This is a genomic window from Streptomyces chengmaiensis (genome assembly GCF_029846775.1).
GTDB lineage: Bacteria > Actinomycetota > Actinomycetes > Streptomycetales > Streptomycetaceae > Streptomyces > Streptomyces chengmaiensis.
In genome coordinates, this window is the sequence record NZ_JARWBG010000080.1 from 1 (window position 1) to 21521 (window position 21521).

At 72.3% G+C, this 21521-nt stretch carries 18 protein-coding genes; 15 read left to right on the forward strand and 3 right to left on the reverse strand.

Annotation, left to right across the window (positions count from 1 at the left end; translation table 11 throughout):
• The first annotated feature begins 28 nt into the window (after positions 1-28).
• The 11 genes from QCN29_RS34165 to QCN29_RS34215 all read left to right on the forward strand — a co-directional run bounded on the left by QCN29_RS34165 (position 29) and on the right by QCN29_RS34215 (position 16408).
• Positions 29-2104: an ATP-binding protein gene (locus tag QCN29_RS34165; RefSeq protein WP_398860558.1), complete on the forward strand. Its 2076-nt coding sequence runs from the start codon at positions 29-31 to the stop codon at positions 2102-2104.
• A 475-nt stretch (positions 2105-2579) separates the two neighbouring features.
• Complete coding sequence (locus tag QCN29_RS34170; protein ID WP_279933058.1) at positions 2580-4166, forward strand: PucR family transcriptional regulator; 1587 nt, start codon at positions 2580-2582, stop codon at positions 4164-4166.
• Positions 4167-4248: 82 nt separating this feature from the next.
• Positions 4249-5193 carry an EamA family transporter gene (locus tag QCN29_RS34175; RefSeq protein ID WP_279933059.1) on the forward strand — a complete coding sequence of 315 codons (945 nt, stop codon included), beginning with the start codon at positions 4249-4251 and terminating at the stop codon, positions 5191-5193.
• A 145-nt stretch (positions 5194-5338) separates the two neighbouring features.
• Entirely contained in the window at positions 5339-6784 is a 1446-nt protein-coding gene (locus tag QCN29_RS34180; protein ID WP_279933061.1) for an aldehyde dehydrogenase family protein, read from the forward strand.
• Between the two features lie 208 nt (positions 6785-6992).
• A complete protein-coding gene (locus tag QCN29_RS34185; protein ID WP_279933062.1) occupies positions 6993-8951 on the forward strand; it encodes an acyl-CoA dehydrogenase family protein in 1959 nt (652 codons plus the stop codon).
• Between the two features lie 113 nt (positions 8952-9064).
• The gene (gene dxr, locus QCN29_RS34190; protein WP_279933063.1) at positions 9065-10348 is read left to right on the forward strand and encodes a 1-deoxy-D-xylulose-5-phosphate reductoisomerase; all 1284 of its coding nucleotides are present in this window, start codon (positions 9065-9067) and stop codon (positions 10346-10348) included.
• Positions 10345-11646, forward strand: coding sequence for a M50 family metallopeptidase (locus QCN29_RS34195; RefSeq protein ID WP_279933064.1), 1302 nt, complete (start codon positions 10345-10347; stop codon positions 11644-11646). The genes dxr and QCN29_RS34195 overlap by 4 nt, the downstream gene beginning before the upstream one ends.
• 166 nt (positions 11647-11812) lie before the next feature.
• Positions 11813-12967: a flavodoxin-dependent (E)-4-hydroxy-3-methylbut-2-enyl-diphosphate synthase gene (ispG, locus tag QCN29_RS34200; RefSeq protein ID WP_279933065.1), complete on the forward strand. Its 1155-nt coding sequence runs from the start codon at positions 11813-11815 to the stop codon at positions 12965-12967.
• Positions 12968-13219: 252 nt separating this feature from the next.
• Positions 13220-14065, forward strand: a complete 846-nt coding sequence (locus QCN29_RS34205; protein WP_279933066.1) for a GNAT family N-acetyltransferase — start codon at positions 13220-13222, stop codon at positions 14063-14065.
• 43 nt (positions 14066-14108) lie between these two features.
• Positions 14109-14648, forward strand: coding sequence for a GNAT family N-acetyltransferase (locus QCN29_RS34210; protein WP_240136879.1), 540 nt, complete (start codon positions 14109-14111; stop codon positions 14646-14648).
• Between the two features lie 65 nt (positions 14649-14713).
• The gene (locus QCN29_RS34215; protein ID WP_279933068.1) at positions 14714-16408 is read left to right on the forward strand and encodes a proline--tRNA ligase; all 1695 of its coding nucleotides are present in this window, start codon (positions 14714-14716) and stop codon (positions 16406-16408) included.
• A gap of 268 nt (positions 16409-16676) precedes the next feature.
• Here QCN29_RS34215 and QCN29_RS34220 read toward each other — a convergent pair whose 3' ends face one another.
• From QCN29_RS34220 to QCN29_RS34230, 3 genes are read right to left on the reverse strand one after another with little or no spacing between them, the layout of a single operon-like run.
• The gene (locus QCN29_RS34220; RefSeq protein WP_279933069.1) at positions 16677-17609 is read right to left on the reverse strand and encodes an aminoglycoside phosphotransferase family protein; all 933 of its coding nucleotides are present in this window, start codon (positions 17607-17609) and stop codon (positions 16677-16679) included.
• Positions 17610-17626: 17 nt separating this feature from the next.
• The gene (locus QCN29_RS34225) at positions 17627-18079 is read right to left on the reverse strand and encodes a ferritin-like domain-containing protein (RefSeq protein WP_279933070.1); all 453 of its coding nucleotides are present in this window, start codon (positions 18077-18079) and stop codon (positions 17627-17629) included.
• Positions 18076-18690: a hypothetical protein gene (locus QCN29_RS34230; RefSeq protein ID WP_279933071.1), complete on the reverse strand. Its 615-nt coding sequence runs from the start codon at positions 18688-18690 to the stop codon at positions 18076-18078. The genes QCN29_RS34225 and QCN29_RS34230 overlap by 4 nt, the downstream gene beginning before the upstream one ends.
• A 125-nt stretch (positions 18691-18815) precedes the next feature.
• On the opposite strand from QCN29_RS34230, the gene rimP reads away from it, so the two are divergent.
• The 4 genes from rimP to QCN29_RS34250 form a co-directional block, all read left to right on the forward strand.
• Entirely contained in the window at positions 18816-19313 is a 498-nt protein-coding gene (rimP, locus tag QCN29_RS34235; protein ID WP_279933072.1) for a ribosome maturation factor RimP, read from the forward strand.
• Positions 19314-19315: 2 nt separating this feature from the next.
• Positions 19316-20368, forward strand: coding sequence for a transcription termination factor NusA (gene nusA, locus QCN29_RS34240; RefSeq protein WP_240136885.1), 1053 nt, complete (start codon positions 19316-19318; stop codon positions 20366-20368).
• Between the two features lie 160 nt (positions 20369-20528).
• Entirely contained in the window at positions 20529-20807 is a 279-nt protein-coding gene (locus QCN29_RS34245; RefSeq protein ID WP_279933073.1) for a YlxR family protein, read from the forward strand.
• Positions 20808-20977: 170 nt separating this feature from the next.
• Positions 20978-21521: translation initiation factor IF-2 N-terminal domain-containing protein (locus QCN29_RS34250; protein WP_279933074.1), on the forward strand; the 544-nt coding region annotated here is incomplete at its 3' end.

Genomic DNA, 21521 nt, shown 5'->3' on the forward strand with positions numbered 1-21521 from the left:
GTCGCCGGCGTCCGCGCCCGGCCTGCCGGTGCCCTCTGCGTCGCCTGGGCCCCCCTCGCCGCCGGCGCCCCCCGCGTCGCCTGGCCCCCCTTCGCCGCCGGCGCCCCCCGCGCATGCTCCCGTGACCCGGCCGGGCGTCGCCGAGTGGCTGCGGACGCCGCGCCCGGAGGCCGAACCGGGCGTCTGGCGCTTCGGTCACCGTCCGCGCCCGGAGGAGGAGCCGGAGCCCGTACCGGCCCGGCGGCTCTTCGCCGGAGCGCTGATCGCCCTGCTCAGCGGCTGGCTGCTGTGGTCGCTGCTGTGGAACGGCTATCTGGGCCGCTACTGGATCTGGCCGCTCCTCGTCCTCACCCCCGACTCCTGGCGCTCCGATCCGTCCCTCTGGGCGTTCGCCAGCTACACGTACTACGCCCTCGTCGGCGGCGGGCTCCTCGTCTTCTTCGCCCGGATCGGCCATGTCCCGGAGATCTGGCGGCGCTACGCACGGCGCTCCGCGCAGCGGCCCGCCGCCCCACCGCCGCCCAAGAGGGACGCCGACCCGGCGGCCTGGCCGGAACTGCGGGCCGCCGGGCTGGCCGAGGCCGCCGGCCGGCTCGCCGAGGCGACGCGTGCCGGGACGCTCGGCGACGTCGACTACGCGCGCATCCGCCGGGCCTGGCAGGGCGTCCACGCCAGACCCGAGCGGCTGGCCGCGTTCACGGACGCGGTGCGCACCCAGGGGCCGGCCGCCTGCGCCCACCCCTCGGGAGTGCGGGATCTGCCCGTGCGCGCCGCCACACACGATCTGGCCACAGCGCAGGTGCGGATCGGCACGGTCGCGGACGACACCCGCAACCCCTACGCCCGGCGCACCACCGGGCTCGCCCTGGAGCCCGCGCTGCTGGGCACCTCCCTGCTGGCGGTGGGGCCGTCCGGCTCCGGCAAAAGCGTGCGCCTGGTGCGACCGGTCGTCGAGTCCCTGTGCCTGCTCGCGCTGGCCAACCGCGCCGCGGTCGTCGCCGTCACCGAGTACGGCTCCGGGCTCGCCCCCGACGACGCGTTCGACCTCGTCATCGGCGTCGGCCGGCCGGAGTCCACCCACGACCTGGACCTGTACGGGGGCGCCGAGGACCCCGACGAGGCGGCCCGCACCCTCGCCGAGGCCCTGGTGGGCGATCTCGCCGCCGACAGCCGCCGGGCCGCGACCGCGCTCGCCCAGCTGATCGGCCCGTACCAGTGCGTCCACGGGGCCTTCCCCGCCGTGCCGGAGCTGCGGGACCTCCTCGCCGGCGCCCCCGCGGCCGTGGGGGCGCTGCGGAGCGCACTGGAGAAGTCCGGCGCGCCGGGCGCCGCCGCCCAGCTCAGGGAACTCGACGCCCGCGAGCGGCAGTCGGCAAGGGGCGACGATGTCGGCCTGCTCCTCGCCGAGCGGGTCGCCTTCCTCGACCGGCCCGTGTTCGCCGACTTCTTCCGTACGGACTCAGGCGGCCGTGCCTTCTCCCTGCGGGCCGTCGAGCATCCCCTGCGGGTGCGGATCGACCTGCCCGAGCGGGGGCACGCGGAGGCCTCCAGGATCGTCGCGCGCCTGGTGCTCGCCCAGTTCACCGAGGCCGCGCTGACCCGGAAGGACCGCTCCCTGTTCGCCTGCCTGGTCCTCGACGACGCGACCCGCACCGTCACCGCCGACTCCGTCCGCGCGATCCAGCGGCTCCGCTCGGCCAACGCGGGCGTACTGCTCGCCCTGCGCACCCTGGAGGACGTGCCCGAGCCGCTGCGGGACCCCCTGCTGGGCGCGGTGGGCTGCCGGATGGCGTTCGCGGGGGTCGCGCCGTGGGACGGCGGGCGGTTCGCGGAGACCTGGGGCACGGAGTGGGTGCAGACCCGAGACGTCACCGACCGCCAGATCGTCTCCGACGAGCCCTTCACCAAGGCCCTCCACCTGATGCGCCGCCTGGCCACCGGCAAGGCCGCCACGGCCCAGGCGATCACCGTCCGAGAGGTCGAACGCCCCCGCTGGTCCGCCTCCGACCTGTCCCACGGTCTGCCCGCGGGGCATGCGGTGCTCTCGCTGACGACGGTGCACGGGGAGCATACGCCGCCGCTGCTGGTGAACCTGCGGGTGTGAGGTGCCCGCCCCCCGACCCCGGGGCTCCGCCCCCGGCCCCCGTTTCCGGGGGCTCCGCCCCCGAACCCCCGCGCCTCAATCGCCGGCGGGGCTGGGTTTCTGGTGCTTGCGCCTCAATCGCCGGCGGGGTGGGTTTCTGGCCCCCGTGCCTACCGCCGGCGGGCTGGGTTTCTGGTGCTTGCGCCTCAAGCGCCGGCGGGCTGGGTTTCTGGTGCTTGCGCCTCTGCCGTCGGCGGGGCTGGGTTTCTGGTGCTTGCGCCTCTATCGGCGGCGGGCTGGGTTTCTGGTGCTTGCGCCTCTGCCGTCGGCGGGGCTGGGTTTCTGGCCCCCGTGCCTCTGCCGTCGGCGGGGTGGGTTTCGGGCCCCCGTGCCTCTGCCGTCGGCGGGGCTGGGGTCCTACGAGGTGGCAGAATCGGGGTAGGCCGTTCATACGGGACGGCGAAAAAGCCGCCGTCTCCCCCGGAAGGGCACCTCCATGCCCCCCACCCTCGCCTCGCTTGTGCAGCACTCCGCGCTCAAGCTCACCGTCCGCGCCGGGCAGGGGCGGCTGGAGAGGCCGGTCCGGTGGGCGCATGCGAGCGAGCTGGCCGACCCGGTGCCGTATATGGAGGGCGGCGAGCTGCTGCTCGTCACCGCGATGAAGCTGGACGCCGAGGACCGCGACGCCATGCGCCGCTACGTACGCCGGCTCGCCGCCGCGGGCGTCGTCGGGCTCGGGTTCGCCGTCGGCGTGTACTACGACGACATCCCGGACGCGCTCGTCGAGGCGGCGGAGGAAGAGGACTTCCCGCTGCTCGCCGTTCCCCGCCGCACCCCCTTCCTCGCCATCAGCAAGGCCGTCTCCGCGGCCATCGCCGCCGACCAGTACCGCGCCGTCACCGCCGGCTTCGAGGCCCAGCGCGAGCTGACCCGCGCCGCGCTCGCGGAGGGCCCCGCCGCGGTCGTCGCCCGGCTGGCCGCCCATGTCGACGGCTGGGCCGCGGTGTACGACGCCTCGGGCGCCGTACTGGCCGTGGCCCCGGAGTGGGCGCAGCGCAGGGCGGCCCGGCTCACCGCGGACGTGGAGCGGCTGCGCGACCGCCCCGCGCCGGTCAGCGCGGTCGTCGGAGGCGCGGACGACCGCGTGGAGCTTCAGTCGCTCGGCACCGGGCGCCGGGTCCGCGGCGCCCTCGCCGTCGGCACCGGCGCGCCCCTGGGCACCGCGGAGCGGTATGCCGTCCACTCCGCCGTCGCCCTGCTCACCCTGACCACGGAGCGGTCCCGCTCGCTCCAGGCGGCCGAGCAGCGGCTCGGCGCCGCCGTGCTGCGCATGCTGCTGGCCGGCCAGCAGGATCACGCCCGCGCGGTCGCCGGAGATCTGTACGGGGCGCTCCTCGACGCCCCCTTCCGGCTGCTGATCGCCGAGCCGGCCGCCGCGTCCGTCGCCGAACGAGAGCCTGGCGTCCCCGCCGACGGCCACCCGCTGCGCGCCTTCGCGGAGTCCGTGGAGTCGGCGGCCGCCAGGGCGGGCGAGACCGTGCTGGCCGTGCCGGAGCGCGACGACCGCCTGGTCGTCCTCGCCGTGGACGGCGGCGCGGTCGTCACGGCCGTGGCCGCCGCCTGCGCGGCGCAGGGCAGTGAGGAGGCGCAGGCGGTCGTCGGCCTCTCCGCGCCGACCGGGCCGATCGCCGCCGCCGGCGCGTACAAGCAGGCGGAGCAGGCGCTCTCGGTCGCCCGCCGCCGCGGCCGGGCCCTCGTCGAACACGACGAGCTGTCCGCGGGCTCGATCCTGCCGCTGCTCGCGGACGACGCGGTCCGCGCGTTCGCCGACGGCATGCTCCGTGCGCTCTACGAGCACGACGCCACCGGCCGCGGCGATCTCGTCGCCTCCCTGCGCGCCTGGCTCTCCCGCCATGGCCAGTGGGACGCGGCCGCCGCCGATCTGGGCGTCCACCGCCACACGCTGCGCTACCGGATGCGCCGGGTCGAGGAGATCCTCGGCCGTTCGCTGGACGACCCGGACGTACGGATGGAGCTCTGGCTGGCGCTCAAGGCCACGGGCGACGGCGCTCCATCTCGCTGACCGCACCTCAACTTCCCTGATTCTGCCCGAACTCGGGCAGGATTCTTGTTGTTCGGCGCTTGTGATCCATATTCTCCGGCGCATGACACGTCCTGCCGTCGAAACGGCGTTCTCGTCCATATCCCGCAGCCCCTCCGGCCGTACGAGCCCGGCCGCGGTCTGGGCCGCCCTCGCGATCGTGTACACGGTCTGGGGGTCCACCTACCTCGGCATCCGGGTGGTCGTGGAGACCATGCCGCCCTTCCTCTCCGCCGGGTTCCGGTTCACCGTCGCCGGGCTCGTCCTCGGCGCGCTGCTCGCCTGGCGGCGCGGGCCCTCCGTCCTGAAGGCGACCCGTGCCCAGATCGGCTCCACCGCCGTCGTCGGAGTGCTGCTGCTCCTCGGCGGCAACGGTCTTGTGGTCCTCGCGGAGACCTCCGTGCCCTCCGGCCTCGCCGCGCTGCTCATCGCCGTGGTGCCGGCCTGGGTCGTGCTGCTGCGCACCGCGTTCGGCGAGCGGCCCGGCGCCGGCGCATACCTGGGAGTCCTGCTCGGCCTCGGCGGACTGGCGGTCCTCACCCTCCCCGGCCTCAGCGGGGAGGTCCGCATCGGCGGCGTCCTCACCGTGATCGCCGCGACCGTCATGTGGTCGGTGGGCTCGTTCTCCTCCTCACGGATTCCGATGCCCTCCGACGCGTTCACCGCCAGCGCGTACGAGATGGTCTTCGGCGGCCTCGCCTGCCTGATCGCCGGGCTGGTCCGCGGCGAGCATCTGGGCCTGGACGTCACCGCCTTCTCCGCCCGCTCCTGGACGGCCCTCGGCTATCTGGTCCTCTTCGGCTCACTGCTCGCGTTCACGGCGTACGCCTGGCTTCTGCAGACCGCCCCGCTCTCGCTGGTCGCCACCTACGCCTATGTCAATCCGGTCGTCGCGGTCCTCCTCGGCGCACTGGTCCTGAACGAGGCGCTGACCTGGCCCATCCTGCTCGGAGGCGGCATCGTCGTGGCGGGCGTCTGCCTCATCGTCAGCACCGAGCGGCGCGGCTGACGCGCGGCGGAGCGCGCCGTACCTGCCGAACCGGCGGATCGGCCCCCTTGACCACTCCACCCCGGATAAACCCACAACGTCCGCCCCGGTCCTACGGTGAGGCACAGACATCCCCCGCTACCTCCGGAAGGGCCGGGACCGCACAATGACTTCCACCCACGCCTTCTGGCTCGCCGGCCGCCAGGCCACCGGCGAGACCGCCTTCGACGTCACCTCCCCCTGGGACGGCCGGATCGTCGGCAGGGTCTCCGTGCCCACCGACGCCCAGGTCGAGGAGGCGGTGGCCGCCGCCCACGCCGTACGGGACGAGTTCGCCGCCACCCCCGCCCATGTACGCGCCGCCGCCCTCGACCATGTCTCGCGCCGTCTCGTCGAACGCACCGAGGAGATCGCCCAGCTGATCTCCGCCGAGAACGGCAAGCCCGTCAAGTGGGCCCGTGGCGAGGTCGGCCGTGCCGTCTCCGTCTTCCGCTTCGCGGCCGAGGAGGCCCGCCGCTTCAACGGCGGAGAGGCCCAGCGCCTGGACACCGACCCGGGCGGCCAGGGCCGTCTCGCCCTCACCCGCCGCTTCCCCAAGGGCGTCGTCCTCGGCATCGCGCCGTTCAACTTCCCGCTGAACCTGTGCGCCCACAAGATCGCCCCGGCGATCGCCGTCGGCGCGCCGATCATCCTCAAGCCCGCCCCGGCGACCCCGCTGTCCGGGCTGCTCCTCGGCGAGCTGCTCGCCGAGACCGAGCTCCCCGCCGGCTCCTGGTCGGTCCTGCCGGTGGAGAACGACCGCATGCCCGCCCTCGTCCAGGACGAGCGCCTCCCGGTCATCTCCTTCACCGGCTCCGACAAGGTCGGCTACGCGATCATGGACTCGGTGCCGCGCAAGCACTGCACCCTGGAGCTCGGCGGCAACGGCGCCGCCGTCGTCCTCGCCGACTTCGGACGCGACGAGGACCTGGACTGGGCGGCGAGCCGCATCGCCACCTTCTCCAACTACCAGGGCGGCCAGTCCTGCATCTCCGTCCAGCGCGTCGTCGCCGACGCCTCGCTGTACGAGCGGCTCGTGCCGAAGATCGTCGCGGCCGTGGAGAAGCAGGTCACCGGCGACCCGTCCGACCCGGCCACCGATGTCGGCCCGCTGGTCAGCGAGGACGCCGCCAAGCGCGTCGAGGCCTGGGTCGAGGAGGCGGTGCAGGCCGGCGCCAGGCTGCTCGCCGGCGGCAAGCGCGACGGCGCGTCCTACGCCCCGACCGTGCTGGCCGACGTGCCGTCCGGCGTCACCCTCGCCTGCGAGGAGGTCTTCGGCCCGGTGCTCACCGTCCAGCGGGCCGACGGCGAGGAGGCCGCGTTCGCCGCGGTCAACGACTCCAAGTACGGCCTGCAGGCCGGTGTGTTCACCCACGATGTGCAGACCGCCTTCCGCGCCCACCGCGCCCTGGAGGTCGGCGGCGTCATCGTCGGCGATGTGCCCTCGTACCGCGCGGACCAGATGCCGTACGGCGGCGCCAAGCAGTCCGGCGTCGGCCGTGAGGGCGTGCGCTTCGCGATGGACGACTACACCTACGAGCGGGTGCTCGTGCTGACCGGCCTGGCGCTGTAGCGCCCGCCGGTCCCGTGAACCCACGGCCGGAGCCCACTGTGCGGGGGCTCCGGCCGTGCTCGCACACCCCCTCGCACACCCGTGCGCCCCATCGGGGCCGCATGCGGCAAGCGGCGTACGCGCACTGGTGGACCCGCCGGAATTCGGGTACTACGAACGAGTAGCACCGGCTGGTAAGTCCACTCCGACTCGCGGCGAGGTGAACCTCATGTCCGCACCACTCGACAGGCTCGAAAGGCCCGACAAGCCGGGGGCCGACGCGGCTCCCAAGGTCAGCGAACGCGAAGCGCGCCAGGTCGCCGAGGCCGCGCGCGAGCAGGGCTGGCGCAAACCCAGCTTCGCCAAGGAGCTGTTCCTGGGCCGCTTCCGGCTGGACCTGATCCACCCGCACCCGCTGCCCGCGGACGAGGACGTCCAGCGCGGCGAGGAGTTCCTCGCCAAGCTCCGCGACTTCTGCGAGACGAAGATCGACGGCGCGCTGATCGAACGCGAGGCCCGCATCCCCGACGCTGTGATCGACGGGCTCAAGGAGCTCGGCGCGCTCGGCATGAAGATCGACACCAAGTACGGCGGGCTCGGCCTCACCCAGGTGTACTACAACAAGGCGCTCGCGCTCGTCGGCTCCGCGAACCCCGCCGTCGGCGCACTGCTGTCCGCACATCAGTCGATCGGCGTACCACAGCCGCTGAAACTGTTCGGCACCCAGGAGCAGAAGGACACCTTCCTTCCCCGGTGCGCCCGCACCGACATCTCCGCCTTCCTGCTCACCGAACCCGACGTCGGCTCCGACCCGGCGCGGATGGCCGCCACGGCCGTGCCCGACGGAGACGACTACGTCCTCGACGGCGTCAAGCTCTGGACCACCAACGGCGTCGTCGCAGATCTGCTCGTCGTCATGGCCCGGGTGCCGAAGTCAGAGGGCCACAAGGGCGGCATCACCGCCTTCGTGGTGGAGGCCGGGAGCGAGGGCGTCACCGTCGAGAACCGCAACGCCTTCATGGGCCTGCGCGGCATCGAGAACGGCGTCACCCGCTTCCACCGGGTGCGCGTCCCCGCCGCCAACCGCATCGGCCCCGAGGGCGCCGGCCTCAAGATCGCCCTGACCACCCTCAACACCGGCCGGCTCTCCCTGCCGGCGATGTGCGTCGGCTCGGGCAAGTGGTGTCTGAAGATCGCCCGCGAGTGGTCGGCGGCCCGCGAACAGTGGGGCAGGCCCGTCGCCAAGCACGAAGCCGTCGGCTCCAAGATCTCCTTCATCGCGGCCACCACCTTCGCACTTGAGGCGGTAGTCGAACTCTCCTCCCAGATGGCCGACGAGGACCGCAACGACATCCGCATCGAGGCCGCGCTGGCGAAGCTGTACGGCTCCGAGATGGCCTGGCTGATGGCGGACGAACTGGTCCAGATCCGCGGCGGACGGGGCTTCGAGACCGCCGAGTCGCTCGCGGCGCGCGGCGAGAAGGCCGTACCCGCCGAGCAGATGCTGCGCGACCTGCGCATCAACCGGATCTTCGAGGGCTCGACGGAGATCATGCATCTGCTGATCGCCCGTGAGGCCGTCGACGCCCACCTGGCGGTCGCCGGAGACATCATCGACCCGGACAAGCCGATGTCGGCCAAGGCCAAGGCGGGCGCGAACGCCGCCGTCTTCTACGCCCGCTGGCTCCCCAAGCTGGTCGCAGGCCGGGGCCAGCTCCCCGCCTCCTACGCCGAGTTCGGCACGCTCGCCCCCCATCTGCGCTATGTCGAACGCAGCGCGCGCCGGCTGGCCCGCGCCACCTTCCTCGGCATGTCCCGCTGGCAGGGCCGCATGGAAACCAAACAGGGCTTCCTCGGCCGGATCGTGGACATCGGCGCGGAGCTGTTCGCGATGAGCGCGGCCTGCGTACGCGCGGAGCTGCTGCGCACCCAGGGCGACCACGGCCGCGCGGCGCGCCAACTGGCCGACGTCTTCTGCCGGCAGGCCCGCATCCGCGTCGAGGAACTCTTCGACCGGCTGTGGACCAACACCGACGAACTGGACCGCAAGGTCGTCAGAAGCGTGCTGTCCGGAGAACACACCTGGCTCGAGGAAGGCGTCATTGACCCCAGCGGCGAGGGCCCGTGGATCGCCGACGCCACCCCGGGCCCCTCCCGGCGAGAGAACGTCCACCGCCCGATCCGCTGATCCGGCCGCAGCCGGGACGGCGTCCGGACATCCGGGACTCCATCCCCCCGGGGAGTGGCGTTTCGCGGGGAGTGGTGTCCGGACGCACGGCGGATGAGGCAAGAATGGGGGGCATGAGCGACAGCCCAGCCCCTCTCGCAGACCCGCATACCGTCTTCGACACGACCGAAGGCCGCCGGTCCGTCGTCGTCCTCGGCTCCACCGGGTCCATCGGCACGCAGGCCATCGATCTGGCGCTGCGCAACCCCGACCGCTTCCGGGTGACCGCCCTGTCCGCCGCGGGCGGCCGGGTCGGGCTCCTCGCCGAGCAGGCGCGGCGGCTGCGCGTCGACGCGGTCGCCGTGGCCGACGAGGGCGCGCTCCCCGCACTGCGGGAGGCGCTGGCCGGGCAGTACGGCTCCGAGCCGCAGCCCGAGATCCTGGCGGGGCCCGGCGCCGCCGCCGAGCTGGCCGCCTCGCCGTGCCACACGGTGCTCAACGGCATCACCGGCTCCATCGGTCTCGCCCCCACGCTGGCCGCCCTCGAAGCGGGCCGCACCCTCGCCCTGGCCAACAAGGAGTCGCTGATCGTGGGCGGCCCGCTGGTCAAGGCCGTCGCCAAACCCGGGCAGATCATCCCCGTCGACTCCGAGCACGCCGCCCTCTTCCAGGCGCTCGCCGCGGGCACCAGAGCCGACGTCCGCAAGCTCGTCGTCACCGCCTCCGGCGGGCCGTTCCGCGGCCGCAGCCGCGCGGAGCTGGAGCAGGTCACCCCCCAGGACGCGCTCGCGCACCCCACCTGGGCGATGGGCCCGGTCATCACGGTCAACAGCGCCACGCTCGTCAACAAGGGGCTTGAGGTCATCGAGGCCCATCTGCTGTACGACATCCCCTTCGACCGCATCGAGGTCGTCGTCCACCCGCAGTCCTACGTTCACTCCATGGTGGAGTTCACCGACGGCTCAACCCTCGCCCAGGCCACCCCGCCCGATATGCGCGGACCCATCGCCATCGGCCTCGGCTGGCCCGGCCGCATCCCCGACGCGGCCCCCGCCTTCGACTGGTCCGCCGCCTCGACCTGGGAGTTCTTCCCTCTCGACGACGAGGCTTTCCCCTCCGTGGGCCTCGCCCGGCACGTCGGCGAGCTGGGCGGCACGGCCCCCGCGGTGTTCAACGCCGCGAACGAGGTGTGCGTGGAGGCGTTCCTGTCCGGACGGCTGCCGTTCAACGCCATCATGGACACGGTCACCGAGGTCGTCGCCGTGCACGGCTCCGACGCGCAGGGAACCTCGCTCACCGTGGCCGACGTCCTCGAAGCGGACGCCTGGGCGCGCGCCCGGGCCCGGGAGACGGCAGCCAAGTACAGCGGCGGCGCAGCAGGCGACGACGCAGCACAGCCGGCGGAGGCTCGCGCATGACGATTCTGTTGACGGTCATCGGAATAGCGCTCTTCGCCGTGGGGCTGCTCTTCTCGATCGCCTGGCACGAACTGGGCCATCTCTCCACCGCCAAGCTCTTCGGCATCCGCGTGCCGCAGTACATGGTCGGCTTTGGCCCCACCCTGTTCTCGCGCCGCAAGGGCGAGACGGAGTACGGCATCAAGGCCATCCCCATGGGCGGCTACATCCGCATGATCGGGATGTTCCCGCCCGGCGACGACGGAAAGCTGGAGGCCCGCTCCACCTCGCCCTGGCGCGGCATGATCGAGGACGCCCGCACGGCGGCCTACGAAGAGCTCCAGCCGGGCGACGAGAAGCGGCTGTTCTACACGCGCAAGCCGTGGAAGCGCGTGATCGTGATGTTCGCGGGCCCCTTCATGAATCTGGTGCTCGCCGTCGCGATCTTCATGGGCGTCGCGATGACCTTCGGCTTCGCCACCCAGACCACCGAGGTCGCGGGCGTCCAGAAGTGCGTCATCGCCCAGAGCGAGGAACGCGACACCTGCGCCGCCGACGACCCCGTCTCGCCCGCCCACGCCGCGGGGCTCAAGGAGGGCGACAAGATCGTCGCCTTCGACGGCGCTCCCGTCCACGACTGGGACACGCTCTCCAGCCGCATCCGCGACACCATCGGCCCCGCTGCCATCACCGTCGAACGCGACGGCCGGCAGCAGGTCCTCGAGGCCACCCTCCTGGAGAACCTGGTCGCCAAGAAGGACGCCGACGGCGAGGTCGTCTCCGGGGAGTTCGTCAAGGCCGGCTATCTCGGCTTCGCGGCGAAGACCGAGATCCTGCCGCTGACCTTCACCGAATCCTTCGACCGCATGGGCGACATGATGGAGAACGGCGTCGAGGCCGTCGTCGCCATCCCCTCCAAGGTCCCCGACCTGTGGAACGCCGCCTTCAACGACGGCGAACGCAAGGACGACTCCCCGGTCGGCGTCGTCGGAGCCGCCCGGATCAGCGGCGAGGTCCTCAACCTCGACGTGCCGGCGCAGAACATCGTCGCCACCTTCCTGATGCTGCTGGCCGGCTTCAACCTCTCCCTCTTCCTGTTCAACATGCTCCCGCTGCTCCCGCTGGACGGCGGGCACATCGCGGGCGCGCTCTGGGAGTCCGTACGCCGCCAGGTCGCCAGGGTCTTCCGACGCCCCGACCCGGGGCCCTTCGACGTGGCCAAGCTGATGCCGGTCGCCTACGTCGTCGCCGGGATCTTCATCTGCTTCACGCTGCTCGTGCTGGTCGCCGACATCGTCAACCCAGTCAAGATCAGCTGAGGCGGCCCGCTCCACGGCGGCCGGACACGTGCTGTGCCCGGCCGCCGCCCTTCGGGGGAGTGTTTGCCCCGGCGATGTGCTCGTCGTCAGCGGCGTGCCGTAATCTCAGAAGCCGGAGCCCGCGCCGATACGGGACCTCGTTCCACACCTTGGGGTTGCACAGCAGATGACTGCGATTTCACTCGGTATGCCGTCCGTCCCGGCCAAGCTCGCCGACCGGCGGGCCAGCCGGAAGATCCAGGTCGGTTCGGTGGCCGTCGGAGGGGACGCACCCGTCTCCGTGCAGTCGATGACCACCACCCGCACCTCCGACATCGGAGCGACCCTGCAGCAGATCGCGGAGCTGACCGCCTCCGGCTGCCAGATCGTGCGGGTGGCCTGCCCGACCCAGGACGACGCGGACGCGCTGGCGACGATCGCCAAGAAGTCCCAGATCCCCGTCATCGCCGACATCCACTTCCAGCCCAAGTACGTGTTCGCCGCCATCGACGCGGGCTGCGCGGCGGTCCGGGTCAACCCGGGCAACATCAAGCAGTTCGACGACAAGGTCAAGGAGATCGCCAAGGCGGCCGCCGAGACCCGCACCCCCATCCGCATCGGCGTCAACGCCGGCTCGCTGGACAAGCGGCTGCTGGAGAAGTACGGCAAGGCCACCCCCGAGGCGCTGGTGGAGTCCGCGCTGTGGGAGGCGAGCCTGTTCGAGGAGCACGGCTTCCGCGACATCAAGATCTCGGTCAAGCACAACGACCCGGTGGTGATGGTCAACGCCTACCGGCAGCTGGCCGCGCAGTGCGACTACCCGCTCCACCTCGGCGTCACCGAGGCCGGTCCGGCCTTCCAGGGCACCGTCAAGTCGGCGGTCGCCTTCGGCGCGCTGCTGTCGGAGGGCATCGGCGACACCATCCGCGTCTCGCTGTCCGCCCCGCCCGCAGAGGAGGTCAAGGTCGGCATCCAGATCCTGGAGTCGCTGAACCTGCGCCAGCGCCGTCTGGAGATCGTCTCCTGCCCGTCCTGCGGCCGCGCCCAGGTCGACGTCTACAAGCTGGCCGACCAGGTCACCGCCGGTCTGGAGGGCATGGAGGTGCCGCTGCGCGTCGCCGTCATGGGCTGCGTCGTCAACGGCCCCGGTGAGGCGCGCGAGGCCGACCTCGGCGTTGCGTCCGGCAATGGCAAGGGCCAGATCTTCGTCAAGGGCGAGGTCATCAAGACCGTCCCCGAGTCGAAGATCGTCGAGACCCTGATCGAAGAGGCACTGAAGATCGCCGAGCAGATGGAGAAGGACGGCATCGCCTCCGGCGAACCCCAGGTCTCCATCAGCTGACACCCGGCGTGCGGGCACGGACCGGGACCCGGCGCTGCCGCGGACAGGGTCCCGGTTCCCCGCGTATGAGGTGCTGCGGGCCATCTCCGGGTACAGTTCGGAGATCAGCAGACCTTGTGCCTCCGCCCACGAGGGGCTTCTCGCAAGTGACGCGACGGTCAAGCCCTGACCGGTGCCGACCTGGCACGCGGCGACGCCGACAGCGAGCAGGACGCTGTGCCGCCGCCCAGAAGGAGCGTTGGAGCCACCCTCGTGTTGACGCACACCACCACCCGGGTCCTCGACCCCGGCGACCTTGGGGCAGCGCTCGCCATCCTGGAGAGCGAGCCCGTAGAGAATGCTTTCGTCACCTCGCGCGTCCAGGTCGCCGGGCTCGACCCCTGGCGCCTCGGCGGGGAGATGTGGGGCTGGTACGCGGAAGGACGGCTGCGCTCCCTCTGCTACTCCGGCGCCAACCTCGTCCCCATCTGCGCCACCCCCGATGCGGTGCGCGCCTTCGCCGACCGCGCCCGCAGAACCGGCCGCCGCTGCTCGTCCATCGTCGGCCCCGCCGAACCCACCGCCCAACTGTGGCGGCTGCTCGAACCCAACTGGGGCCCCGCCCGCGACGTGCGGGCCCACCAGCCGCTGATGGTCACCGAGCAGCTCCCCGCGGACGTCGAGCCCGACCCACGGGTCCGCCGCATCCGCAAGAACGAACTCGACGTGATCATGCCGGCGTGCGTGGCGATGTTCACCGAAGAGGTCGGCGTCTCGCCGCTCGCCGGCGACGGAGGACTGCTCTACCAGGCGCGGGTCGCGGAAATCGTCGGCGCGGGCCGGTGCTTCGCCCGCATCGACGACGGCAGAGTGGTCTTCAAGGCCGAGATCGGCGCGGCCACCGACCAGGCATGCCAGATCCAGGGCGTCTGGGTCGACCCCGAGTACCGCGGCCGCGGGCTCTCCGAAACCGGCATGGCCGCAGTGCTGCGCCATGCCCTCGCAGACGTCGCCCCCGTCGTCAGCCTGTATGTCAACGACTACAACACCGCTGCCAGGGCCGCCTATCGGCGCGTCGGCTTCCGCGAGGTCGGGGCGTTTATGAGCGTGCTGTTCTGAGCGCGGAGTTCAGGGCTCGAGCGGCGCGAAGTAGGGTTCCCGCATGGCAGACGCAGTGATCGGACCGCTCGAGCTCGCCGCCCGGGTCGACGAGGCCCTCGCGGTGCAGGCCCTCGCCTTCGGCCTCAGCGAGGAAGAGATCGAGGTGCGCCGCTACATCGTGCTGCGGCATCTGCTCAGCCCCGGCGCCCGCGCGCTGGGCGCGACCACCGAGTCGGGACGGCTCGTCGGCTTCGTCTACGGCATGCCCAACGACCGCACCCACTGGTGGTCGACCGTCGTCGAACCGTATCTGCGCGCCTCCGGGACGGACGACTGGCTCGACGACTCCTTCGTGATCACCGAGCTCCATGTGCACCCCGACTTCCAGGGCCGGGGCATCGGCCGGTCGCTGATCACCTCCCTCACCGACGAGGCCGAACAGCCGCGCTCCATCCTGTCCGCCGTCGACGTCGAAAGCCCCGCCCGCGCGCTCTACCGGAGCCTCGGCTACACCGACCTCGCCCGCCGCGTGGTGTTCCCCAGCGCACCCAGCCCGTACGCGGTGATGGGCGCGCCCCTGCCCCTGAGGCGCGCGAACTGATTTCCGCCAGGCGGCATGCCCCGGCTAACCTCCTGTACTCAACACCTTCCGAGCAGGAGTTCACCATGTCCCAGGTCCAGCGCATGTCCCGTCTGATGGTCAAGACACTGCGCGACGACCCGGCGGACGCCGAGACCCTCAACCACAAGCTGCTGGTCCGCGCGGGCTACGTCCGGCGGACCTCCGCGGGCGTCTGGTCCTGGCTGCCGCTCGGCAAGAAGGTGCTGGAGAACATCACGCGCGTCGTGCGCGAGGAGATGGACGCCATCGGCGGGCAGGAAGTGCTGCTGCCCGCGCTGCTGCCGAAGGAGCCCTACGAGGCGAGCGGCCGCTACGAAGAGTACGGCGACCTGCTGTTCCGGCTGAAGGACCGCAAGGGCGCGGACTATCTCCTCGGGCCCACACACGAGGAGATCTTCACCCAGACCGTGAAGGACCAGTGCACGTCCTACAAGGACCTGCCGGTGATCCTCTACCAGATCCAGACCAAGTACCGGGACGAGGCGCGGCCCCGGGCGGGCGTGCTGCGCGGCCGCGAGTTCCAGATGAAGGACTCCTACTCCTTCGACACGTCGGACGAGGGACTGGCGGAGTCCTACGCGCTGCACCGCGCCGCCTACCAGCGGATCTTCGAGCGCCTCGGCCTCGACTACCGCATCGTGTCCGCGGTGGCGGGCGCGATGGGCGGCTCCAAGTCGGAGGAGTTCCTCGCGCCCGCGCCCGCGGGCGAGGACACCTTCGTCGACTGCCCGGCCTGTGACTACGCGGCCAACACCGAGGCCGTCACCCTCGCCCTCCGGCCGGTCCCCGGCGAGGGCCACGGGCCGGTCGAGGAGCTGGACACCCCCGACACCCCGACCATCGAGTCCCTCGCCGAGCATCTGGGCGTGCCGGCCTCCGCCACCCTGAAGAACCTGCTCATCAAGGTCGACGGCGAGATCGTCGCGGTCGGCGTGCCCGGCGACCGCGAGGTCGACCTCGGCAAGCTGGGCGAGCACCTCGCCCCGGCGGAGGTCGAGCTGGTCACCGCGGAGGACTTCGCAGACCGTCCGGACCTGGTCCGCGGATATGTCGGCCCGCAGGGCCTGGAGAAGGTCCGCTACATCGCCGACCCGCGGGTGGCCCCCGGCACCGCGTGGATCACCGGCGCCAACAAGCCTGACACCCATGCGAAGAACGTCGTGTGCGGGCGGGACTTCGAGGTCGACGACTACCTCGACGTGGTCGTCGTCGAGGAGGGCGACCCGTGCCCGGCGTGCGGGGCGGGCCTGAAGCTGGACCGCGCCATCGAGATCGGCCATATCTTCCAGCTGGGCCGCAAGTACGCGGACTCCTTCCAGCTCGACGTCCTCGGCCAGAACGGCAAGCCCGTGCGGGTGACGATGGGCTCCTACGGCATCGGCGTCTCCCGCGCGGTGGCCGCGCTCGCCGAGCAGTCCGCCGACGACAAGGGCCTGTGCTGGCCCCAGGAGATCGCCCCCGCAGACGTCCACATCGTCGCCGCCGGCAAGGCACTCCAGACCGAGCTCGCCCTGCAGGCCGCCGGCCGTCTGGCCGAGGCGGGGCTGCGGGTGCTGGTGGACGAGCGTGCGGGCGTCTCCCCGGGCGTGAAGTTCACCGACGCGGAACTCATCGGCGTCCCGCACATCCTGGTCGCGGGCCGGCGCGCGGCGGAGGGCGTCCTCGAACTGAAGGACCGCCGCACGGGCGAGCGCGTGGAACTCTCCCTCGACGAGGCGGTCGCCCAGCTCTCGGCCTGATGCCCGGCCCCTGCGCGTGTCCCTCCTGCCCCCCTGTGCCCTGAGGGCGTGCGGGACCCCGGCCCGCTCCGGGCGCTTCGGCCGGACGCGGGCCGGGGGCGCTCCGCGGAGCCGGGCACGATCGAGGAGCCCGGCGCGCAGCGCCGCACGGCGTGCCGGGCCGAAGCCGCCACACCACGAAGGGGGCGGGTGGGAAAGGGCCCGCCCGCCGTGGCGACCGGCGGGCCCGGAACGCGCCGCCGCGGGCCACAGCGCCCCGCACCCGGGGTCACAGCCAGGAGGCGAACTCCAGCGCGAGCTCCGCGTCCCTCCGCCGCCCCGCCGCCAGCGCACGGGCGGCGGCTGCGACCGCGCGGAAAAGGGTCCAGCCGCGCAGCCGGTCGCGGTCGACGTCCAGGGAGTCGGCCAGACGGTTCACCCTCCGGCGCGCCCCGGCCGCGCCCGACGTCGAGGCGATCAGGTCGTCGGCCCGGTCGCGGGCCAGTTGCGCCAGGTCGTAGGCGCGTTCGCCGACGACGGGGGCGGGACCGACGGCCAGCCACGGCGCGCGGTCGCCCGCCAGCACCTTGCTCTGGCGGAAGTCGCCGTGCAACAGCACCGCCTCGGCCGCATCCGCATCCGCGCCCCCATCGGCATCCGCGACCAGTTCGGCGCGCGCGGCGAGCGCACCCTCCACCAGCGGCCCGACGGCGGCATCCGCCCGGTGGCGGTCCATCGCCGCCGCCTGCCGTTCCGTCCGCTCCGCCACCGTCTCGAACCGGTGCCCCGGGGGTGGCTCGACCCACAGCCGCCGTACCGTGCCCGCCGCCTCCAGCAGCGCTTTCGCCTCCGGCAGCGACCGCAGCGACACCTCCGGGTGCAGCCGCTCCAGCAGCAGGGCGGCCCCGTCCGCTTCGCCCATGGCCGACAGCAGCCGTACCGCGCCCCAGCCGTCCCAGTGCTCAAGCGCAGCGCGCTCCGCCGCGGAGGCGGCGAAGGGCGGGACCACCTTCAGCGCCGCGGGTGTGCCGTCCGGGCAGTGCACGAGCAGTACCAGGCTGCTCCTGCCGCCCGGGGCGAGCACCCGCTCGACGTCCAGCTGCCACCGGTCAACCGCCTCCTGCGCGACCTTGGGGAGCCGTGCGAGCCACTCGCCCGCCGCCGCCTCCCCGTGGTTCTCGGCGAGTGCCCGGACGAGCCGCTGCGGCGGTTCGAAAGCCATGCGTATGTCGTTCCCTTTCAGCGCTGACGATGCCGAGGATTCCGGGTCCGCTCGGCGAGCCCCGGAAAGGCTACGCCGCTGCCCCGCCACCGCACCGCGCGGACCGCCGCCTCCCGCAGCGCCCGGGCCGCCTCCGTCCGCAGCGGGCCCTCGGCGGCCCGTACCAGGTCGGAGTAGACCCCGGCCACCCGGTCCTCCAGCATCGCGGCCAGCCGCTCCGCCGCCGCCGCGTCCGGCACGGGAAAGGGAAGAGCGTACGCGGGCGCCGCCGCATCAGGAGTGCCGCCCAGGTCGCGCACCGTGCGGGCCAGCGCGTCCCGCCGCGCCCGGTGCGCCGCGTACGCCGTCCGCGCCTCGGCCTCGCGCCCCTCGCCGACCCGGCTGCCGACAACCCCGTACGCGTACACCGCCGCGTGCTCCGCGCCCAGCGCCGCCTGTACGGCATCGAGGGCTCTGTCCGGCCTTTTCACCGTGCTCCCTCGGCCGGCGCCTGTGTGAGCAGGTACGCATGCGCCGCTCCCGCCGCCGCGATGGACGCGAGCAGCCTCGCGAGCTCCGGTTCGGCTTCCACGAGGGCTTCGGCGAAGCTGTCGGAGGTACGCCGCTCGGCCGCGGCCAGGTCCTTCAGCGCCGTGTCGGGGTCGGCGGGGACGCCGCTTCCCGAGACCGATGCAGCCGCTCCGGACGGGGACGCGGACGCGGCTTTGGAGGCCGTCACTCCGGACGCCGGCGCCGTGCCCGACGGCGATGCGGTCGGCCGGACGTCCCCCGGCAGCAGCGCCCGCTCGTGCTCCGCCACCGCTGTGCGCAGCGCCCCCAGGCGCCCCGCCAGTTGCGGATGGCGCGCGATCACGGCGTCGTACCGCTCCCGCAGCACCGTGCTGTGCGCCGCGAGCAGCCGTAGCCGGGCCTCCTCCGCGCGGATGTCCTGTATGCCGGCCGGCAGGGGATTCGACTCCCGGGCCGGGGACGAACAGCCGGCGACCGCGGCCACCGCGCCCGCCGCCAGTACACGCCGGCGCGTCGCCCCCGCGTGCCCCTCGCCCGTGCGCCCCACGCCTGTCTCCTTGTGCTTGATCATCACCGCCCCGCGAGCGTACCCGTGGGTACGGCGGAGGTGGACGGCAACACCCCTTGGGACCGGATACCCTTTGACCTGACACGCGACGATCCCACAACAGCACACGCGGCCGAGGAGTCACCCGGATGAGCACCACCCAGAGCGAAAGGCTGCGCGGGCTGCTGGAACCGCTCGTCAGCGCCGCCGACCTGGATCTGGAGGAGATCGAGGTCTCCCGGGCAGGCAGGCGCCGCATGCTGCGGATCATCGTGGACTCCGACCAGGGCGTCGAACTGGACGCCTGCGCGGAGCTGAGCCGCACCATCTCCCAGAAGCTGGACGAGACGGATGCGATGGGCGAGGGCGAGTACGTCCTCGAGGTCAGCTCCCCCGGTGCGGACCGCCCGCTGACGCAGCACCGCCATTACGTACGCGCCGTCGGCCGGCTGGTGAAGTTCCAGCTGAACGAAGGCGGAGAGCTCACGGCTCGCATTCTCACCGTGGACGACGACGGCCTCGATCTGGAAGTGCCGGGAGTCAAGGGGCGGAAGCCCACCGCCCGCCGGGTCGAATTCGCCGATATCGCCAAGGCGCGCGTGGAGATCGAATTCAGCCGCAAGAACACAAAGGAAGAGGAGGCGTAGCCGTGGATATCGACGTGAAGCTCCTGAAGGGCTTGGCGCAGGAGAAGGAGATCGCCTTCGACCTGCTGGTCGAGGCCATCGAGTCGGCCCTCCTCATCGCCTATCACCGCACCGAGGGCAGCCGCCGCCACGCGCGCGTGGTGCTCGACCGCGACACCGGCCATGTCACGGTGTGGGCGAAGGAGGACCCGGCGGACCTCGAAGAAGGCCAGGAGCCCAAGGAGTTCGACGACACTCCGACGGACTTCGGCCGGATCGCCGCCACCACGGCCCGTCAGGTGATCCAGCAGCGGCTGCGTGACGCGGAGAACGACGTCACCTTCGGCGAGTACGCCCGGCGTGAGGGCGATGTGGTCGCCGGCCAGGTGCAGCAGGGCAAGGACCCGAAGAACGTCCTCGTCAAGCTGGACGACAAGCTGGAGGCCATCCTTCCGGTGCAGGAACAGGTTCCGGGCGAGGAGTACACGCACGGTCTGCGGCTGCGCACGTACGTCGTCCGGGTGGCCAAGGGCGTGCGCGGTCCGTCCGTCACGCTTTCCCGCACCCACCCCAACCTCGTGAAGAAGCTCTTCGCCCTGGAGGTGCCGGAGATCGCGGACGGCTCGGTGGAGATCGCGGCGATCGCCCGTGAGGCCGGCCATCGCACCAAGATCGCTGTCCGTTCGACGCGCAGTGGCCTGAATGCCAAGGGCGCCTGCATCGGACCGATGGGCGGTCGGGTGCGCAATGTGATGGGCGAGCTGCACGGCGAGAAGATCGACATCGTTGACTGGTCGGATGACCCGGCTGAGATGGTGGCCAATGCGCTGTCTCCCGCCCGGGTCTCCAAGGTCGAGATCGTGGATCTGGCCGCCCGCTCCGCGCGTGTGACCGTCCCCGATTACCAGCTCTCCCTGGCGATCGGCAAGGAAGGCCAGAACGCCAGGCTGGCCGCTCGGCTCACCGGCTGGCGGATCGACATCCGCCCCGACAGCCCTGCCGGCCAGGCTGGGCTCACGGGTCCCGGCGGCGAGCAGTCGGCGGAGCAGACCTCGGAGGACTCCCGCCAGGCCTGAGCCCTGCGGTCGGGGTGGCGGCGGTGCCGGTCGCCCTGGGAATAGATCTTCGCAGCGATCACGTTGTGTGTCGGCGGGATCGCTGTGATCTTTTCAAGCCATCAGCTGTTCGATTTTTGCCCCAAAGGGGTGAGGTCGGTACGGGGAGGTAGACTTAACCGTGTCTGGCCGGACGCATGCCCGCGCACGCCCTGAGCGCATGTGTGTGGGGTGCCGGGAGCGAGCGGCCAAGGGCGATCTGCTGCGGATCGTGGCGATCGAGGATGCATGTGTCCCCGATCATCGCGGTACGCTGCCCGGCCGGGGTGCTTATGTGCATCCCGCTTTGGTCTGTCTCGATCTGGCGGTCCGCCGCCGGGCGTTCCCACGGGCTCTCAGGCGCCGGGGACCGCTCGACACCGCGGAGGTGCGCCTTGCCCTCGAGGTGAAGCAGGCTTGAGGCAGCGCCGTGAAGAAGAAAGAAAGAAGTACGGCACGGAACCCCGTGCGGTCAGGTACCTCGCGAGTCGGAAGTAGGTCGAGATTGCGATGAGCACTCGATGAGTACGCGATGAGTACGCCCATGAAGTAGCGACGGTCCGGCGGTAACCCGGACCTAAAAGGAGCGAAGTGGCTAAGGTCCGGGTATACGAACTCGCCAAGGAGTTCGGTGTGGAGAGCAAGGTTGTCATGGCCAAGCTCCAGGAACTCGGTGAATTCGTCCGTTCGGCGTCCTCGACAATCGAGGCGCCGGTAGTGCGCAAATTGACTGATGCGTTGCAGGGGCCCGGCGGCACCGCCGGCAAGCCCGCTGCCAAGCCCGGCGCGCCCCGCAAGGCCGCGCCTGCCAAGCCGACCGCGCCGTCCCCGGCACAGTCGGCCCGTCCTGCTGCCCCGAAGCCCGGCGCACCGGCCCCGAAGCCGGCTGCACGCACCGAGGCCCCGGCGAGCAGCACTCCCTCCCAGGCCCCGACTCCGGGTCCGCGGCCGACGCCCGGCCCCAAGCCGGCTCCGGCCAAGCCCGCCCCGGCGCCCGCGGCGGAGTTCTCGTCCCCGGCGGCCCCGACGCCGTCACCCGCGCCCCAGGCGCCCCGCCCCACCGGCGGTCCGCAGGGCGCCTCTCCCGGCCCGCGTCCCGGCGCACGCCCCGGTCCCGGCGGCCAGCAGGGCGGTG